This is a genomic window from Paenibacillus terreus, assembly GCF_042138595.1.
GTDB lineage: Bacteria > Bacillota > Bacilli > Paenibacillales > Paenibacillaceae > Paenibacillus > Paenibacillus terreus.
In genome coordinates, this window is record NZ_JBHIRX010000026.1 from 1 (window position 1) to 16,366 (window position 16,366).

Sequence of the window (16,366 nt, forward strand, 5' to 3'; positions counted from 1 at the left end):
CATGAGCCGGTATCACCGAGGGCGCCTTGGGTATCTCGCTTGCGATGTCATCGGTAAGATGGAGCTTGTAGCCGAACTATTGGACTCTATTGCGCCTCTGACGGAAAATAAAACGAAAATCTGTTACTGGTCCCCTCGAAGCCTCCATGGATATTCCGGTGGCGAACCAGCTGTTCCCGCCATTCATCGATATCCATATAAGGCTGCTGAAACTGGGAGGCTTGAGTTCCGTCATAACCTCCCATATTCTACCTCCCGAAAGTTTTGTAAGCAGCGCTTCCCCAACATCGCTTCGTACAAAACTCGCTTTGGAAGCGCTGCTAAACTAGGCCCACTCATTACGAGTGGCGATGGACACATAATCTTTCAATAAATTTTCGGGAACGGTTTTAATCAATTCCTCCACCGTCCAAGGATCATCGTTTTTATTGATCTCGCATGCCGGTTCAGGATCCGAGTATAGACTCAGTCGTCCGTTGGCCGTGATCGAAAACACCGCTCCGCTGATGAAGGAAGCTTCCCCCGTAGCCAAATAAGCGACGAAAGGTGCCATATTTTCCGCCGGTCCATGCGCCTCTTCAACCTCCTTCATTTTCGCCTCGTCAACCTCCATAGTGATCCCTTGCGCCTTCATCAACTCTCGCAACGTAGCGCGAAAATTGACGTGGCCGCGTGACGCGGCTTGGGGACAAAAAGCGTTGCAAGTTATCCCGAACGGCCACAATTCCTTGGCTGCCGCCTTCGTCAGACCGATAATCCCCGCATTCGCTGCACTGTACGCACCGAGCCCGGCTATTCCCACCCATGCGTCGGAAGCGACGTTCAGGATACGTCCGAACTTCTGCTTCATCATGAAAGGAATCCCATGGCTCATGCAGTTAAACGCGCCCTTGAGCTTAGGCACCGTTTGGTAATCCCAATCCGCTTCCGTCGTTGTTGCCAACATTCCGAATCCTAGACCCGCGGCGTTGTTAACCAGAATGTCGACTCTACCAAATGCATCAACGGCCGTTTGAATCAATTTTCCGGCTGTAGCATAGTCGGACACATCACCGTAAAAAGGTACAGCCTCCCCGCCTTCCCGGATAATTTCGTTCGCTGTACTTTCGGCATCGCCTTTTAATGCTAGAAGTTTTGCCCGCTCGTCCGCGCTGAACTGTTCGTCAAGTTCCTTCTTGAAGGAAGCTGCACCGGTCGATCCTGGTTTGCGGTTGTTGGTAACGACTTTGGCCCCTTCACGAGCCAGGACAAGCGCAATCCCTCTCCCGACGCCCTGTCCGGATCCTGTCACAACAGCTACCTTACCCTCTAATCTTTTGGTCATAATCGTTACCTCACTTTCCTTTTTGATCTATTGGAGCTTAGAAAGCCCTTGCACGTTTTAAGTATGGCAGACACTCCCTGGAAGATGGTAAGAAATCGGGGTTTATGCGATGCTCATCATAATTGTCAGAAACGTCACCAGTGCCAAAAAGCGAAGGGTTTCATTTTTCGATTCACACTGTTGCTCCCAGTAAGTTTGGTTCAGATATTACATCTGCATCGTACATTCGGGACGAAAGCGCCGGCTAACACTTTGATGACTTTCCACATCATAATATTGCTCTTAAAATCAACTGATTGGAGTGTATTGAAACCAGTCAAAATAGGCACCTTACGGCCGTCCTCCAAGTTATACGTTAAAGCAATCTCATAATGGAATCGCTCATTCATATACACCGTTAACCCGGCTTCTTCGTCCGCTTGGACCGGTTCAACGTTTAACAGCGTTGAAACAACGCACCAAAAATGCTATTGGAATGACGGGGGACGCTTTGCCGGAAAAAATTGTGATCCGCGAAGGCTTTCCACAAAGTAAGCACCATGGCTTAAAGCACATGCAATTCTATCATCAGCACACCCATTCCACCAAGCACAGAGATCGGGTTTTCACATGAGATTTCCAAATTTATTCACTTAAATTTATATGGGCTCCGCCGTCTACAAGTATACTTGCCCCATACATGAAATCCGCTATCTTTGTGCACAGCATGAAGATAACGCGAGCTACATCGTCCGGAGTTGTACTCATCGGCATTTTAATATACGCCATTTTAGCGCGAGTTTCTTTGTTATCCATGCCCTTATTATTCAAGAAATTTGCACCAATGGTATTCATTGCTCCAGGCAGTACCATGTTTACATTGATACCATACTGCTTAACCTCACGGGCAAAGGACCTGGAAAAACCCATCGCGCCGGCTTTTGCGGCGGCATAATGATTGAGAATGCCAAGCGGAGGTTCACAGTTTACGGCAGCATCAGATCCAATGGGGACAATTTTACCTCCATTGCCAAGTTGCTTCATGACTTTTGCGGCACTGCGACAAGTATTAAACGTGCCTGTCAAAACTGTATCAATGGTGTATCTCCACTCTTCATCAGTTAGCTCAAGGGAGGGGAAATAACTCCAGTATGCTGCACTATTAACACATATATCAAGTCTTCCAAACTGTTCAACAGCAAAATTCATAACGGTATCCATTTCTTCGGAACTTCTGATATCGGCCTTTATGAATTTAATATTTTTCCTTCCTATGGTAGTGAATGCTTCTAATGCAAAAACACCACACTCCTCGTCGATATCTGTCAATACGATTGCAGCACCTGCTTCTGAAAGACGGTTAGCCACCAGAAACCCCAGGCTGCCTGCACCACCTGTTACAACAGCAACTTTGCCGGTCAGATCGAGTAAGTCGGACATCGGGCCTGCCTCAGTTACATATTTCGAAGTCAAACTAAAAAATACATCCTTTTCCATTTCAACACTCACTCCCTTATTTTAATATCATTAACTATGAGATAGCCCTTACGCCTTTTTAGTATGGCAGATATTCTCCTGGAAATATGGTATAATACATATAAAAATCATATAAAATCGAGGGATTTACAATGTTCACAACGAATGATTTTCCCGATTTGGCTTATCTGTGCAAACAGCTACATGAAAGTTTGCAGCTTCCGGTTTATTGCAAACCGAATGCAGATTTTGAAGAGGAAATGATTTTAAATTCCAACCTCTCACCACATCCCTTCTTTTCGGATCCGGCTGAGCTTTTCCGTTCTGTGGTAAGTCAAGGAACTGATTTGCATGGTCCAATTCTCCGCGAAACCAATTTCATGGAGCAATTTATCGTTCTGCCATTAAAACAAAACGGCCCTGGTCAAACCATCATTGTCATCGGCCCGGCCATCCGGCAAAAGCTGAATGACGAGATTTCCACCAATCTCTTAAACGATTACAGCTTATTTCATCCGGAACGAACAAGATGGATGGAGTATTGGAACCGCCTTCCGGTCATGAACCGACTGCGCATGCTGCATATCGGCGTATTGGCCAACTGGATGATCCATCGGGAAGCATTGGATATTACGGATGTGCTTCAATCCAGCTTGCAATATGGACTTCCGAATCGGCAGAAGGAGAAAGTGGAGTTTGCTCTGGCGGACCGCCGCGAATTTTCCATCTTCTATGAGGGGATTGAAAGGGCAAACCGAATGCTGGCTTTAATTCGCAGCGGGAATAAAACCGAGCTGATGATGAAGTTAGCCGAAACTACTTACGAGGAAACCGAAGCACTCTCTAAGCGAAGCCATCTTCGCAGCGTAAAGAACCTCGCGATAAGCGGAGTCTCCATAAGCATGCTTGCGGCCATCGAAGGAGGTTTGTATGCGGGATTAGCCTTTACGCTCTGCAATATGCAAATTCAACATATAGAAGAACTCAACGAGGTCAAAACGGTAGAGGCCGCCGCCATCCAAGCGATGTTGGATTTCGCCGACCGTGTCGCCCAATGCCGCAAGAACTGCTTCTCCAAATCGGTTTATGTTTGCAAGGAATACATCTACCGCCATCTATTCGAAGAAATTAGTCTGCAACAGCTTTCGGAACTCTCTGGGCTTAACCCCGAATATCTGTCGCAGTTATTCAAGAAGGAAACCGGATTGACATTAATGAACTATATCCAATGGGAACGAATCGAAGAGGCAAAAAAGCTGCTCGCTCATTCCAATGAGCCGATTTCAACCATCGGAGCGCGACTCACCTTTTATGATCAGTCGCATTTTATTAAGGTCTTCAAAAAACACACGGGAGTAACGCCTAAGCAGTACAGGAACGGGATTCGAGCGGGCAGTGTTCAATTCCCGTAATAACAACTCGCCGAATTACGTCAGTCTGAACGCCCTATTGTTATCTAACCATTATTTTCGAAGCGAAGACCTTTCTCTCGATCTTCAACTTATCCCCGATAATCTCAAAATATCCCTGAAGCCGGATATCTTGTGAAGATGCAGCAATGAACAGATCCATCTCTCCCGGCTCCACGACTTGATTCATGCTCAGATCGTGGAAGGCTAACTGCTTCATATCGATCTCTGCCGTCACGTCTCTGGTCTCGCCTGCACCCAGGCTTATTCTGACGAAGCCGACCAGTTGTTTCACCGGTCTGACGATGCTGCTTACGCGGTCTCTGATGTAGATCTGAACCACTTCATCCCCTCGTAGCTGACCCGTATTCCGAATCTTAAACGACACTGTAAGCACCCCATCCGGGTGAACATACGCATCATGCTTCAGATCGCTGTATGCAAACGTAGTGTAGCTGAGTCCGTGTCCGAACGGATACAAAGGCTTATTCATGTCGCTGTCAACATACTCTGCCCAATCCTCAATCTCAACAAAAAAAGGCAGCCTGCTGTGATACATCGGGATCTGACTTACGTCTTTCAGAATTGTCACCGGAAGTTTGCCGCTTGGGTTGCACGCTCCCGCCAAGATGTTGGCGATTGCTTTCGCTCCTTGCTGCGCAGGCAGCCATGCATACAATACCGCTTTGCTACGCTCGCTGACGAGCGGTGTTGTTAACGGCCTGCCGGAGACGATGACGGTTACGACGGGTTTGCCGAGCTTGAACAGTTCTTCCATCATCTCAAGCTGTGTTTTCTCAAGCCCTATGTTGGTGTTATCCTTGTTCTCGCCCTCGGTGGCATCCGGATGGGTCATGCTCTCCTTGCCGCCTAAAATCGCGATAACAATATCCGCCTGCCCGGCAGCTTGTATGGCAGCTTCAATCCCACCAGCGATCGGCTTCCGAAGATCGCATCCCTGAGCGTAGAGAATATGATCTTCCCCGAACTTTTCCACCAAGGCCTCTCTGACCGATTTACAATCCGGATAGAACCGTTCGACGAACTCATCGGCGGTTTGATACGTTTTGTTTATACCCGCCTTCCGGCTCCTTAGCCTGGCGATAATCAGCTCTTTCTGTTCAGCCGAAGGTTCTTCCTCGAACACGATACCGTCCTGGGCCAGAACATGTTTATATTCTGTAATCATCGCGGCATAAGCCGTTTTGATAAAGTGATCTTCCTCAGAACGATCGAAATCGCTGCTGATCGTGCTCGCCGTGTTGACGGAGGAATATCCGCCAAAGAAGTTCGTTTTGCTATCGGCAGAAGGTCCGACCAGCGCGATTTTCAAACCTTTTCTAAGAGGCAGCACTTGATCCTCGTTCTTTGCCATGACGATCGACTTCTCTGCGATTTCCAGAGACAACTTCGCATATTCCGGGTTCTCGATCTCTTCGTCAAAGTCTCCGATTTCATACGGATTCTCAAATAATCCGAGCCTAAACTTCGTCTCCAGCACCCTTCTGACGGAGCGGTCAATATAAGCCTCCTCGATTTCTCCCAGCTCGACCGCCTCCACCAACGTTCGGTAGATGCTATTACTGGGCTGCTCGACATCCATACCGGCCTTAAGGGCCAAGATCGCCGTTTCCTGCTGATTCTTAGCCACCCGGTATCGAGCGTGTGCGTGGCTAATGCTGCCGTAATCCGCTACGACAAGCCCTTCGAAACCTAATTTCCCTCTCAACACATCAGTCAAGAGCCATTTGGAAGTGGACACCGCCTGTTCATTCAATATGCCGTAGCTGTTCATCACCGCCGTTACACCCGCTTCATGAATAGCCGCTTCAAACGGGAAGCAATACGTATCGAACAGCTTCCGTTGATCGATCTGCTGCTCGCCACCGTTTCTCCCACCCTCGGCGTTGCCGTAGCCGATGAAGTGTTTTGCCGTAGCCATTATTTCCTGCTCGCCTTGAATCCCCTTGACATATGCCACTCCCATCTGTGCAACAAGATAAGGATCTTCCCCGTAGGTCTCGCCGACTCTTCCCCATCTCGGATCTCTTGCCAAATCAAAGAGAGGCGAATGGACTGCCCGAATGCCGTATGCCAATAGCTGTTTGCGTACCGTTTCCCCGATCTTGCGAGCCAGTTCCGTATCCCAGGTGGAAGCCACATTCATCGATTGTGGAAAAGTCGTCGCGCCGGGAATCTGCGCGCCAGCAATTCCTTCGTTATGGACAAGCGCCGGAATGCCCAACCGCGTCTCTTCTATAAGATATTGTTGCAGGCTTCTTAATTTCTTCCTATCCTGCCCGTTATCCCCACTCAATGAGCTGTTCAAATAACTTAAAGTGCCAATGCCATGTTGCATGTTGCCTTGGATGGTGTCAACGTCTCCTACGATTAAAGAGCACGTTAACTGGGCCACTTTCTCCTGCAAGGTCATCCTGCTCAGCAAATCTTCTATCCTTTCTGAAATAGGTCTGACCGAATCTTTGTAAATCATCGTATCCTCCTTGCTAACCCCCTGTTTATGCAATTCAACATCTCCCTTCATGGTAGAGCATCCTTACCAGGTTCAGCTATACTTTTGCCGACCATTTAAGTAACAGTTTCACGACTTTTATCTGCCAGAACAAGGCTTCTGTATTCCCTAGGTCCTAATCCTATACATTTTTTGAATATTCTAGTGAAATGCGAAAAATTCGAATACCCGACGGAATTTGCTATAGAACTGATCGGAATATTCGTTTGTGTGAGCATGACCTTGGCCAGCTCGATTCGTTCTTTCAAGATATAATCCGAAATCGAATATCCCGTTCCTTTCTTGAATAACCGGGATAAATAATCGGGATTCAGAAAAACCATCTCGGCAATGGCTTCTCTGGACAAGTCCTGGTCAATATACTTCGTAATGTACCGTTGAACGGTTTGGACAACGGTATCGGACGCTTTTACCACTTCCGCATGATTCATAGCCTTCTCTACGGCGTGATGCACCCATATTACGAGATCCTTTACCGAGCGGCTTGCTTTGTCAGAAATTGTCATCGACTGTTCGTCGCTGAATAGTTGATGAGCCTGAATCCCCTCCATATGCAAGTAGGAGTATAATGCCTGCATAAAGTTTTGGTGAAACTGATAAAGAGACTTTGCATTAATTAACAAACCATCTACTAGTTGGCGCAAAAAATTCTCCACTTCCAAAATCACAGAATCTTTCGTGCCGGTTTTTAGCAAGGAAAGCCAGAAATTAAGCTCAGGCATCGCAATATTATAATCCGTGACCTCAACCGTATCGAGAAAGAAAACCCGGTTATAAAAAGCAACGTTGTTGAGGTTCTTTTGTAACAATTGCGCAGCCGTATCTGCCATTTGATGCGCTTTGACCGACTTCCCGATATAACATGAGACGCCGCAATAGAAATAACGATTGCAGGATTCAATAAAATGCCGGCAAGACGCCGCAACTTCTTCAAGATCCCATTTCATACTTAGCCCTAAAGTTATGATGCCAAGCAACAAGCCCCGATCCAGAGTAAAAAAAAGGCCGCTGGTGTCGGATTTTGTAATAATGTCTTCCGCCGAATTTTTGAGCGCATATTCCAAAATTTTCTCGTCACGCCTGTTTATTTCCTTATTCCAACTTTGCACTGCGATTAAAACAGGAAGAAATAACATATTATCCGTAATCGGCAGTTTATGCTGTTCGATCTGTGCGTGAATGGCTTTCGGATTACTCGGTATATTATGACTGATCAGATCCTGCCAAAATCTTTCAATGATCAGCGAATGGTGCTTCACCCACAACTGATGTGACAGGTTGGCCATATCTATCTCACTATTTTTGTCAATCTGCCTCTGCGCCTTTTGTAATGCCTCCTTGAGGTGGTCTCGAAGCACCGGCTTCAATAGATAATCCAAACTTCCAAGGCGTATAGCTTCTTTGGCGTACTTAAAGTCCGCATGGCTGGTCAGAAATATCGCGACGGTGCGCAACTGATGTTCCCTAACCCAGGTTAGGAGATCCAATCCGCTGCCCTGCGGCATCTCAATATCGCACAACATGATGTCGATCCGTTCACGAAGAAAAAAATCTTTGGCCTGCTTCGCATTGTGCGCCACGAATAAATGGCTGATTCCCAGCTTCTCCAGATCGAGATCTGCCCTCACTCCTTCTACCGCGTGTACTTCATCATCTACCAACAACAGATGATAGCTCATAATCCCCCCTCCTTGCTCGTTAGATCGGTTGGCATCACGATGGTAACGGCAGCACCGCCTGTATCTCTGTCGTTTTCAAAGCGAATTGAAGCGTTCTCATCATACAGTAGTCTCAGGCGCCGCTGCACGTTCCAAATCCCCGTCCGCTCTCCATATCCATTCTCGACACTTCTGCCCGCCTGAAGTTCCCGAAGTACATCCGCCGGGAATCCCTTTCCCGAATCCTCAATTCGGATACTGATTTTAGAGCCGGAATCGTCCACATATGCAATTTTGACGGCAAGATGGATCGTATCTTCCATAGTCAACGCATGTTTTATTGAATTCTCGACAAAAGATTGAACGATAAGCGGCGGTACAGGGATTTCGGCCAAATATTCCGGCGCATCGATGTCCCATGTCAACTTCAACGGAAATCGCAGCATCTGAATTTTTAAATAATTCCGCGTATGTTCCAGCTCATCCGCCAGTTTCACGAACATTGTATTGCTGCGGAATAAATAGCGAAAATACAGGATAAGGGCCAAGGTCATTTCCATGATTAAGTTGTAGTTTTTCACCTTGGCCAGATTATACACGATGTTCAATGAATTCAGGAAAAAATGCGGATTTAGCTGCAACTGCAGCCTCTGCAGTTCCTCTCGTTGCTTATTGATTTGTTCTTCGTATACATCCGCGCGAAGCTTCTGTATCTCATCCATCATGGAGTTGAAGGAATGCCCTAGAAGTTTGAATTCATATGAAGTTTTCCCTAGCTCCACCCGTTTACTCCAATCTCCGGTGCTAACTTTTTTCATAGCGAGCAAGACTCGCCCCAAAGGAACCGAAAATGAGCGAATCAAGTAGTAGAAGCCAATCGGAATAAAAATTAGTGTCACCAAGGTAATCACCCAAATGAATCGCTGCAGATAAGGGAGATTGTCCAGGATCGTACTATCCGAAATCAGGACATACAGTTGAAACGCTCCACGTGTAGATTCCGCCCGGATGATCAAGTACTTTTCTTCTGTACCGGATAGGTAATAGTCTTGCGGATCGTATCGCAAAACAATTCCTTTTTTTTGAATAAAATCCACATCTGTGATGGGCTCGTACTGATCATTGGCCAACACGACGACTCCATCCTCTCCAAACTGCAGTGACCGGAGCGGCGTGAGGATTCCGTCTGATTTGACCCAAGCACCAAGATAAGCATCACCCACTTGCACGATGTTGATAAAATAATCTCCCTCGCCGATTTTCACATGCGTCCATCTTTTGGAGTTCGTCCCTCTAGGAATTTGATCGCTTCGGATCAAGTTCGTCACATACTTTTGAATAGACTCTTCCTCATCGTATGGCAAGCTATTTGCATGGATGTTCATGTAATCTTGACGATGCTCGACATAGACGAAAAACCCATCTAGTAATGGATATAACATGATATCCTGGACAAGTTTATGAAACAAGTAAACTTTTTGCATATAATAGTCTTCCTCTGATTCCACCAAACTAAGTGACGCCAGATCAGTCGAGCCTATGCCCGCAACAGTATTAATATAAGCATCGACACCGTTCAAGTCGTTGTCAATCTGACTCATATGATGGTTCAACGTCTTCTTGTAGGATTCCGCAACCTGTTCCCGAACCACTTGGATGGCGTAGAAGTTGTTATAAAGCAGCAAACCAACAAGGGGCAGTATCATGATGAATACACTTAATGTCAGTTTGAAGCGCAAGGAACTATGCGGCTTTAACGAATGAAGTAGGCTCATATATTGCGAAGGCTCCTTAACGTTGTGTTGGTTCCTCGATTAAATCATATCAACAAGCAACGATTGTAGCCATGATTATATTTCTGAAAACTAAAATTTCCAGTTCCTAAAAACAAGCGTTAAAATAGCGAATTCCGGCTTATATCAACCTTTCACAGCGCCGAACATAATCCCTTTGATAAAATACCTTTGGAAAAACGGGTAGGCTATCAGAATTGGGAGCGATCCGATGACCGCTATCGCCATCTTGGCCGTATCCGACGGCATCTGTTGCATCAATTCGCCTGCATTCCCAGGCATATTCCCCGTGATAAACTGGATATCGTCCATAATTCGTTGCAACAAATTTTGAATACTGAATAGCTCTGGATTCGTAATATAAATCATCCCGTTTTGCCAGTCGTTCCAGTACATGATAGCCGTAAACAATCCGATCACAGCCAAAATCGGGGTGGAGGTCGGGATCACGATATGCCATAGAACTTTGTATTCATTGGCCCCATCCAATTGGGCGGATTCGATTAAAGTCGGTTCCAGAGAGCCTTGCAAAAATATCCTCATCATCATAATGTAGTAGCCGTTAGTAAGCAGTCCCGGGAAGATCAGCGCCCAGATTGTATTCTTAAAGTCTAGCAACTGCGTATAGACGAGATAAGTTGGAACCAGTCCACCGTTGAACAAGATGGAGAAGAAGACGATAAACAGGATCAAACCGCGATGGGGCGTTTCTTTTCTGGCTAACGGGTAAGCTATCAACAAAGTGATTATGACGCCGAGCAGTGTCCCGAAAACGGTAATAGACACCGAAATACCGTAAGCCCGAGCGATGTCCGCCCCCCTCATGAACAAGTATTCGTAAGCAGCTGAACTGAACACCTGAGGTATAAACGAATATCCATTAGCTAAAATTGAATCTTGATCCGTGAACGATGCCGAGATTAGCAAGATGAAAGGCAGTATACATACTGCTGAAAATAACAACAACGAGATATGGCTGATCCATGACAAGACCGGACTTTCGTTTTTCACCACAGCTTCCTCCTTAGAACAATGCGCTGTCTTTGTTTTTACGACGTACCAGATAGTTCACCGTGATCACCAGGATAAATCCGACAATCGACTGATAGACCCCTGCCGCAGCTGACATACCGATGTCGCCGCTTCCCGTCAGTCCGTTAAATACATAGGTATCGATCGTAGCCGTCGTTTCGAACAGCGCCCCGGAGTTCAGCGGAACCTGATAAAACAGGCCGAAGTCGGAATAAAATATCCGCCCCATCTGAAGCAATGTCATGATGATAATGACAGGCACCACGAGCGGAAGCGTAATATGGGCAATCTGCTTCCAGCGGCTGGCACCATCGATCCTCGCAGCTTCATAATATTCTTCATTGATTCCGAGCAAAGCCGCGAAGAAGACGATGCTGGAGTAACCGACCCCCTTCCAGAAGTGGACCAGACTTAGGATGACCGGCCAATATTTCGCTTCGTAATACCATGATATGCCATCCTTAATTCCCAATAGGGGGAGGATGGTTTTGTTCAATAATCCATTATCAACACTCAAGAACGCATACACCAGGTAACTGAGAATAACCCAAGAGATCAAATGCGGCATTGAAATGATCGCCTGATACGCTCTGAGCAGCCCCTTCTTCTTGATTTCGTTAAGGAAGATGGCGCAGATGAATGACAAAAATGTCCCTGCTACGAGAAAGAACAGGTTGTACAGGATTGTATTTCGAGTAATGATATAAGCGTCTGTCGTTTTAAACAGATACTCAAAGTTTTTGAAGCCGATCCAATCGCTTTGCCAAATCCCTTTGGCAAAATTGATGTCCTTAAACGCGATGGCAATCCCTAACATCGGCAAAAAATTGTTAATAAACAGATACAACAAGCCCGGGATCATCATAATCAAGAGCGGCGAATATTTCCGATAATCATACTTCTTCTTTTTCTTCCGCTTTGGCACGATGGCCGCCGATCGGGAAACCGTGGTTCCTTGATTCATAGAAGCATCACTTCCTTGTTTAAGTCTGGCTATATGCTCACATAAAGCCGGATCCTCCCAGAATCCGACGAATTACAATCACTTATTATTCGCAGCTGCCCATTCGTCCAGTTGCCGTTGTTTTTCCGCCATGTATTTGTCGACACCAGCAGCTTTCAATGCTTTTCTGAACTCATCAAGCTTATCAGTTGGACTGACCGTTCCGGATTCCAGGATAGCTTGATAACGCTCAATCACGTTATTAATGGCCGTAAGTTCGTTTTTGACCGGTGTTGCGTCAAAGAAGAAACCTAATGCTTTCGATTCGATGGCTTCTTCATTCCATTTCTTCACTTGTTCCCAATGGTCTGGCGACTGTGTACTCGAAACATAAGTGATGAGCGGATTACCCATGATCCAGGCCTGCATTTGATACCCTACGTTCGATGCGTCTACCCCTTCAGGATATGTGACTTGGGTTTCCGACACTTTAACGTAATGTTTTCCCTCGATTCCCCATACCAACAAATTCGCAAGCTCTCTATTCGTATACATGAGATTAAGCATCATCATCGCACGTTCTGGATTTTCCGACTGCTGTGCTATTACGTAAAGCCCGGTAAGAACATCGCTGGTCGTCTTATGTGTCTCTTCCATAAGAGGGGCGACGACCATGTCATGACCCATCAATCGGGTAGCCACTGCATCCGATCCCGGCTCGCCGACGATCATGGCGGAAAAGGCTTTTCCGGATTTGATCAATGCGTCCGGCGTACTCTGCGTCGTAGCCGCATCTTTGTTGATGAATCCCTTTTTATACCATTCATTCATTAAATTCAACAATTCTTCATACTCTGCGGACTCATAATAGTTTTCAACCTTCAACCCATTATCGTACCCCATCAGTACGCCCAAGCTATCACCGAGCCGATCATACGTGCGGTAGTACTGCAGTGGCGAGGCTAATCCGCTTGCCAGAGGATAAATATTGGGTTCATTCTTCTTGATGTTCTCGAATACGCTTTCCAAGTCATCTAAAGAGTTGATTGAAGCAACATCGATATTATACTTCTCGACCATATCTTTCCTTAGCGCAATCTCCGGCCTTTTGCCATAAACGCCAGTGACGGGCACGCCGTAGAGACTTCCATTAATTCTAGCCGCTTCAAGATTCCTCTCTCCGACAGCCTCAACGACTCCCTGCCCGTATTTCTCCAACACCTCGTCGAGAGCGGCGAGTCTCCCTTGTGCTACATCGGTTCCGTAACTCTGCCCGAAGGTGAAGAAGAGGTCCAGCTTTTCTCCGCCGGAGATCATAAGGTTTAGCTGCTGAGACCAAGCACCAACACTAATCGGCAAAATCGTTATCGTTGTATTGATTTCCGCTTGCGTAATTTTGTTGATCTCCGCTTGAACTTCCTCCATATCTTTAGGGACTGCCCCATATACTGGAATTGCCAACGTCAATTTGTATGGCTCCAACGCTCCTTCGTAGCCCTCGCCCTGTGTACCATTTGAACCAACTGTGGTGTTACCGCTGCCGTTGTTGTCCTGTGTCGAACAAGCGGCCATCAGCGATATGATGATCATGACAATAATCGGAATTGCAAGCATTTTGAACTTTCGACTCATGATTTGTCTTCTCCCCTCTGATCCTGGTTAGCATACGATTTCAGTATAGCTCCTGCTTGAGATGCCCACTAACTCTTTGACGACATTTTTAATAGCGTTTTCACGACTACTTCTTAAAAGATTCATCCAACCGATTGATCACAGGAATCTTGACGAAAGACGTACTGAGTCCTTCTATGCTGACCTTAAATACAGACGCCCCCGGTTCGTAACCCGCGCGGATAATCGCAAGCAGGCGCCCTTTATAAGAAGTGAATTCACCGCTAGTATAATTTTCGGTGGTCTGTGGCCTGCCGGTGCCGAATGCCGCAAGCACCGCCGAGCCTTCCACGTTAGCCGATGCCTTCAATTCGGCTGTCGGAACGAGACGGCCTTCCCCGTCGACTATTTCCACGATCGCATGAACCAACGCTTGACCGTCTGCAGGAAGGACATTCTTATCGGGAGTGATGCGAATGCCTGAAGGCTTTCCTGCGGATTTCAGCAAGTCGGACGAGATTTTCCTACCTCCTCGATAACTTATGGCCTCCAAGATCCCCGGCTCAAACGTTAGCTCGAAGCGGGCCGTGTATCGATGTTCTCTACCGGCCGGCTTTCTCCCCAGGCTCTTCCCGTTAAGAATCAACTCTACCTCCTCAGCTGCCGAATAAACATCAACCTGAACAGGTTTTCCTTCATGCCTGGTCCAGCTCCATGCGTTCTCGCAATCCGGCCATCCCCATCGGCCCAGAATTTCCGTTTTGCCGTAATTGGCCGGATTGTGCGAAGCAATGAAGGTTTCGTCGGAACCCCACACGATTCTGCGATAGGCAAGCTGCGGGCGTTCGAAGCCGCAGAGATCGAAATCAGCGTCACAGGCAGTGCGCCAAGGATAAGGGGATACATGGACTTTCATGGCCGCTTCTGCCACCGCTTCCGGGTTGACATACATTTGCTTGCCGATACCCGCTTCGCCGAGGTAGTCGTGGCTCGTCCAATTAAAGTCGCCGATCACGTGGGAAAAGCGTTCAACATCATGCCAATAAATATCCATTTCTCTCGGTTTGCTTTCGGTACTGCAAATGACCCGATTCGGAAATTTGGTCAAGGCGTCTTCAAAATGATAATTTAAGTAGTTATAACCCACGACATCCAGAGGTGCGCAGAAGGCTTCAGTGTAGTCGGGCCAAACGCTGCGGCCGAATTCCGAATCCAAATTTTGCATACCTACCGGCTTTACCTTCATTTGTCGCAGACCTTCAAAAAATTTCGCCTGATCCTCATCCTCCAACCCATTAAAGAAGGAGCATAAGGAACTAATAATCGGGCGCGTCGGATCCAGCTCGCGTGCATAATCCGCCAGCTTGGAAGCCCATACATAGCCGTCGGAAAGACCGCCCCGTTCCGGAACTTCGTTACCGGTCGACCACATGATGACGCAAGGATGGTTCCGATCGCGCAGGATAAACGTTTTCATATCCTTCTTCCAATCCGTTTCAAAATATTGGCTATAATCATGAATGTTCTTCTCCATGACCCACACGTCGAAGGCTTCATTAATGACGAGCAGTCCTAATCGATCGCATGCCTCCAACATATCCCTTGAGGGCGGATTGTGCGCGCTCCGGATTGCATTGTACCCGTTGTCCTTATGGATTTTCATTCGGCGATATTCACTGTCGTAGAACGAAGCTGCGCCAAGAATGCCATTATCGTGATGCACACAACCACCCTTAAGCTTAATCGTACGCCCGTTCAGCATAAATCCATTTTTGACGTCAACGGAAATTGTCCTGATACCGAATAGGATGCTGTCTTGATCGATCACGGACTCCTTATCCGTCAATTGGGCAGTGATCTGATAGAGGTTTGGGGCGTCAATATCCCATAGATTGGCGTTTTCAACAGCGATCATTACCCGTCCAACCCCGCTTTCTCTTGCAGGAATATGAACTTTGACCCTGCCTAATCCTGCTTCCTTACCACCCGATTCCTTCTCGATCTTAATCTCCACCCATACGTTCGTGCTTTCGGATGTATGGTTTTCCACCTTCGTTTCCACGATAACAAACGCGGTTCCGCCTACAATATGTGAAGTTCGGGCATAGATTCCCCACGGCGCGATGTGAACCTGCGGAGAAACAAGCAAATCTACATGTCGGTAAAGACCGCCCCCGGTATACCATCGCCCGTTCGGTTGCGCTCCATTGTTAACCGTGACCGCAAGACGATTCAACGTCCCCGGCTTGATATAAGGAGTCAGGTCGGCATGAAAAGGCGAGTACCCCGAGTGCTGTTTGGCAACGGTATGTCCGTTCAGTACGACGGTGGTATTCATGTACGATCCGTCGAACTCTACCAATACGCGTTTCCCCACAAGTGTCTCTGGTATGTCAATCCATTTCGTATAGGTGCCAACTCCTCCCCCATAATACCCCGTTAAAGAACCACCCGGCGCCTCCGAAAAGGTATCGGTCCCTATCATAAAATCATGCGGCAGATTTACTTTTTTTGTACAAGTTGCTCCAAAGCCCGGTATCGAAGACGGCTTCCCGTTTACGAATTCCCAGGAGCGGTCAAGGCTTTCTCGAATCATGCAAAGCACTCC

Annotated in this window: 11 protein-coding genes and 1 pseudogene; 1 reads left to right on the forward strand and 11 read right to left on the reverse strand. The window is 47.1% G+C overall.

Annotated features, from left to right (window positions below; translation table 11 throughout):
• Nucleotides 1-86 precede the first annotated feature (86 nt).
• From ACE5KN_RS28700 to ACE5KN_RS28715, 4 genes and pseudogenes are all read right to left on the reverse strand, one after another.
• Nucleotides 87-245, reverse strand: coding sequence for a hypothetical protein (locus ACE5KN_RS28700; RefSeq protein ID WP_375527834.1), 159 nt, complete (start codon nucleotides 243-245; stop codon nucleotides 87-89).
• Between the two features lie 80 nt (nucleotides 246-325).
• Nucleotides 326-1,324 (reverse strand): SDR family NAD(P)-dependent oxidoreductase, encoded by a 999-nt coding sequence (locus tag ACE5KN_RS28705; RefSeq protein ID WP_375527833.1) that lies wholly within the window; start codon nucleotides 1,322-1,324, stop codon nucleotides 326-328.
• A 200-nt stretch (nucleotides 1,325-1,524) separates the two neighbouring features.
• Nucleotides 1,525-1,779 (reverse strand): annotated as a pseudogene (locus ACE5KN_RS28710) (beta-xylosidase family glycoside hydrolase); the annotation flags it as partial.
• A 169-nt stretch (nucleotides 1,780-1,948) separates the two neighbouring features.
• A complete protein-coding gene (locus ACE5KN_RS28715) occupies nucleotides 1,949-2,800 on the reverse strand; it encodes an SDR family NAD(P)-dependent oxidoreductase (protein WP_375527832.1) in 852 nt (283 codons plus the stop codon).
• A gap of 359 nt (nucleotides 2,801-3,159) precedes the next feature.
• Between ACE5KN_RS28715 and ACE5KN_RS28720 the strand changes: the two genes are divergently transcribed.
• Nucleotides 3,160-4,191, forward strand: a complete 1,032-nt coding sequence (locus tag ACE5KN_RS28720) for a helix-turn-helix domain-containing protein (protein ID WP_375527831.1) — start codon at nucleotides 3,160-3,162, stop codon at nucleotides 4,189-4,191.
• A 40-nt stretch (nucleotides 4,192-4,231) separates the two neighbouring features.
• Here ACE5KN_RS28720 and ACE5KN_RS28725 read toward each other — a convergent pair whose 3' ends face one another.
• The 7 genes from ACE5KN_RS28725 to ACE5KN_RS28755 form a co-directional block, all read right to left on the reverse strand.
• Nucleotides 4,232-6,733 (reverse strand): glycoside hydrolase family 3 N-terminal domain-containing protein, encoded by a 2,502-nt coding sequence (locus ACE5KN_RS28725; RefSeq protein ID WP_375533308.1) that lies wholly within the window; start codon nucleotides 6,731-6,733, stop codon nucleotides 4,232-4,234.
• A gap of 44 nt (nucleotides 6,734-6,777) precedes the next feature.
• Nucleotides 6,778-8,400: a response regulator gene (locus tag ACE5KN_RS28730; protein WP_375527829.1), complete on the reverse strand. Its 1,623-nt coding sequence runs from the start codon at nucleotides 8,398-8,400 to the stop codon at nucleotides 6,778-6,780.
• Nucleotides 8,397-10,154, reverse strand: a complete 1,758-nt coding sequence (locus ACE5KN_RS28735) for a sensor histidine kinase (RefSeq protein WP_375527828.1) — start codon at nucleotides 10,152-10,154, stop codon at nucleotides 8,397-8,399. The genes ACE5KN_RS28730 and ACE5KN_RS28735 overlap by 4 nt, the downstream gene beginning before the upstream one ends.
• 144 nt (nucleotides 10,155-10,298) lie before the next feature.
• Complete coding sequence (locus ACE5KN_RS28740; protein WP_375527827.1) at nucleotides 10,299-11,183, reverse strand: carbohydrate ABC transporter permease; 885 nt, start codon at nucleotides 11,181-11,183, stop codon at nucleotides 10,299-10,301.
• 13 nt (nucleotides 11,184-11,196) lie between these two features.
• Nucleotides 11,197-12,168 (reverse strand): ABC transporter permease, encoded by a 972-nt coding sequence (locus ACE5KN_RS28745; protein ID WP_375527826.1) that lies wholly within the window; start codon nucleotides 12,166-12,168, stop codon nucleotides 11,197-11,199.
• 78 nt (nucleotides 12,169-12,246) lie between these two features.
• Complete coding sequence (locus ACE5KN_RS28750; protein ID WP_375527825.1) at nucleotides 12,247-13,779, reverse strand: ABC transporter substrate-binding protein; 1,533 nt, start codon at nucleotides 13,777-13,779, stop codon at nucleotides 12,247-12,249.
• Nucleotides 13,780-13,885: 106 nt separating this feature from the next.
• Nucleotides 13,886-16,354, reverse strand: a complete 2,469-nt coding sequence (locus tag ACE5KN_RS28755; protein WP_375527824.1) for a glycoside hydrolase family 2 TIM barrel-domain containing protein — start codon at nucleotides 16,352-16,354, stop codon at nucleotides 13,886-13,888.
• Between the last annotated feature and the right edge of the window lie 12 nt (nucleotides 16,355-16,366).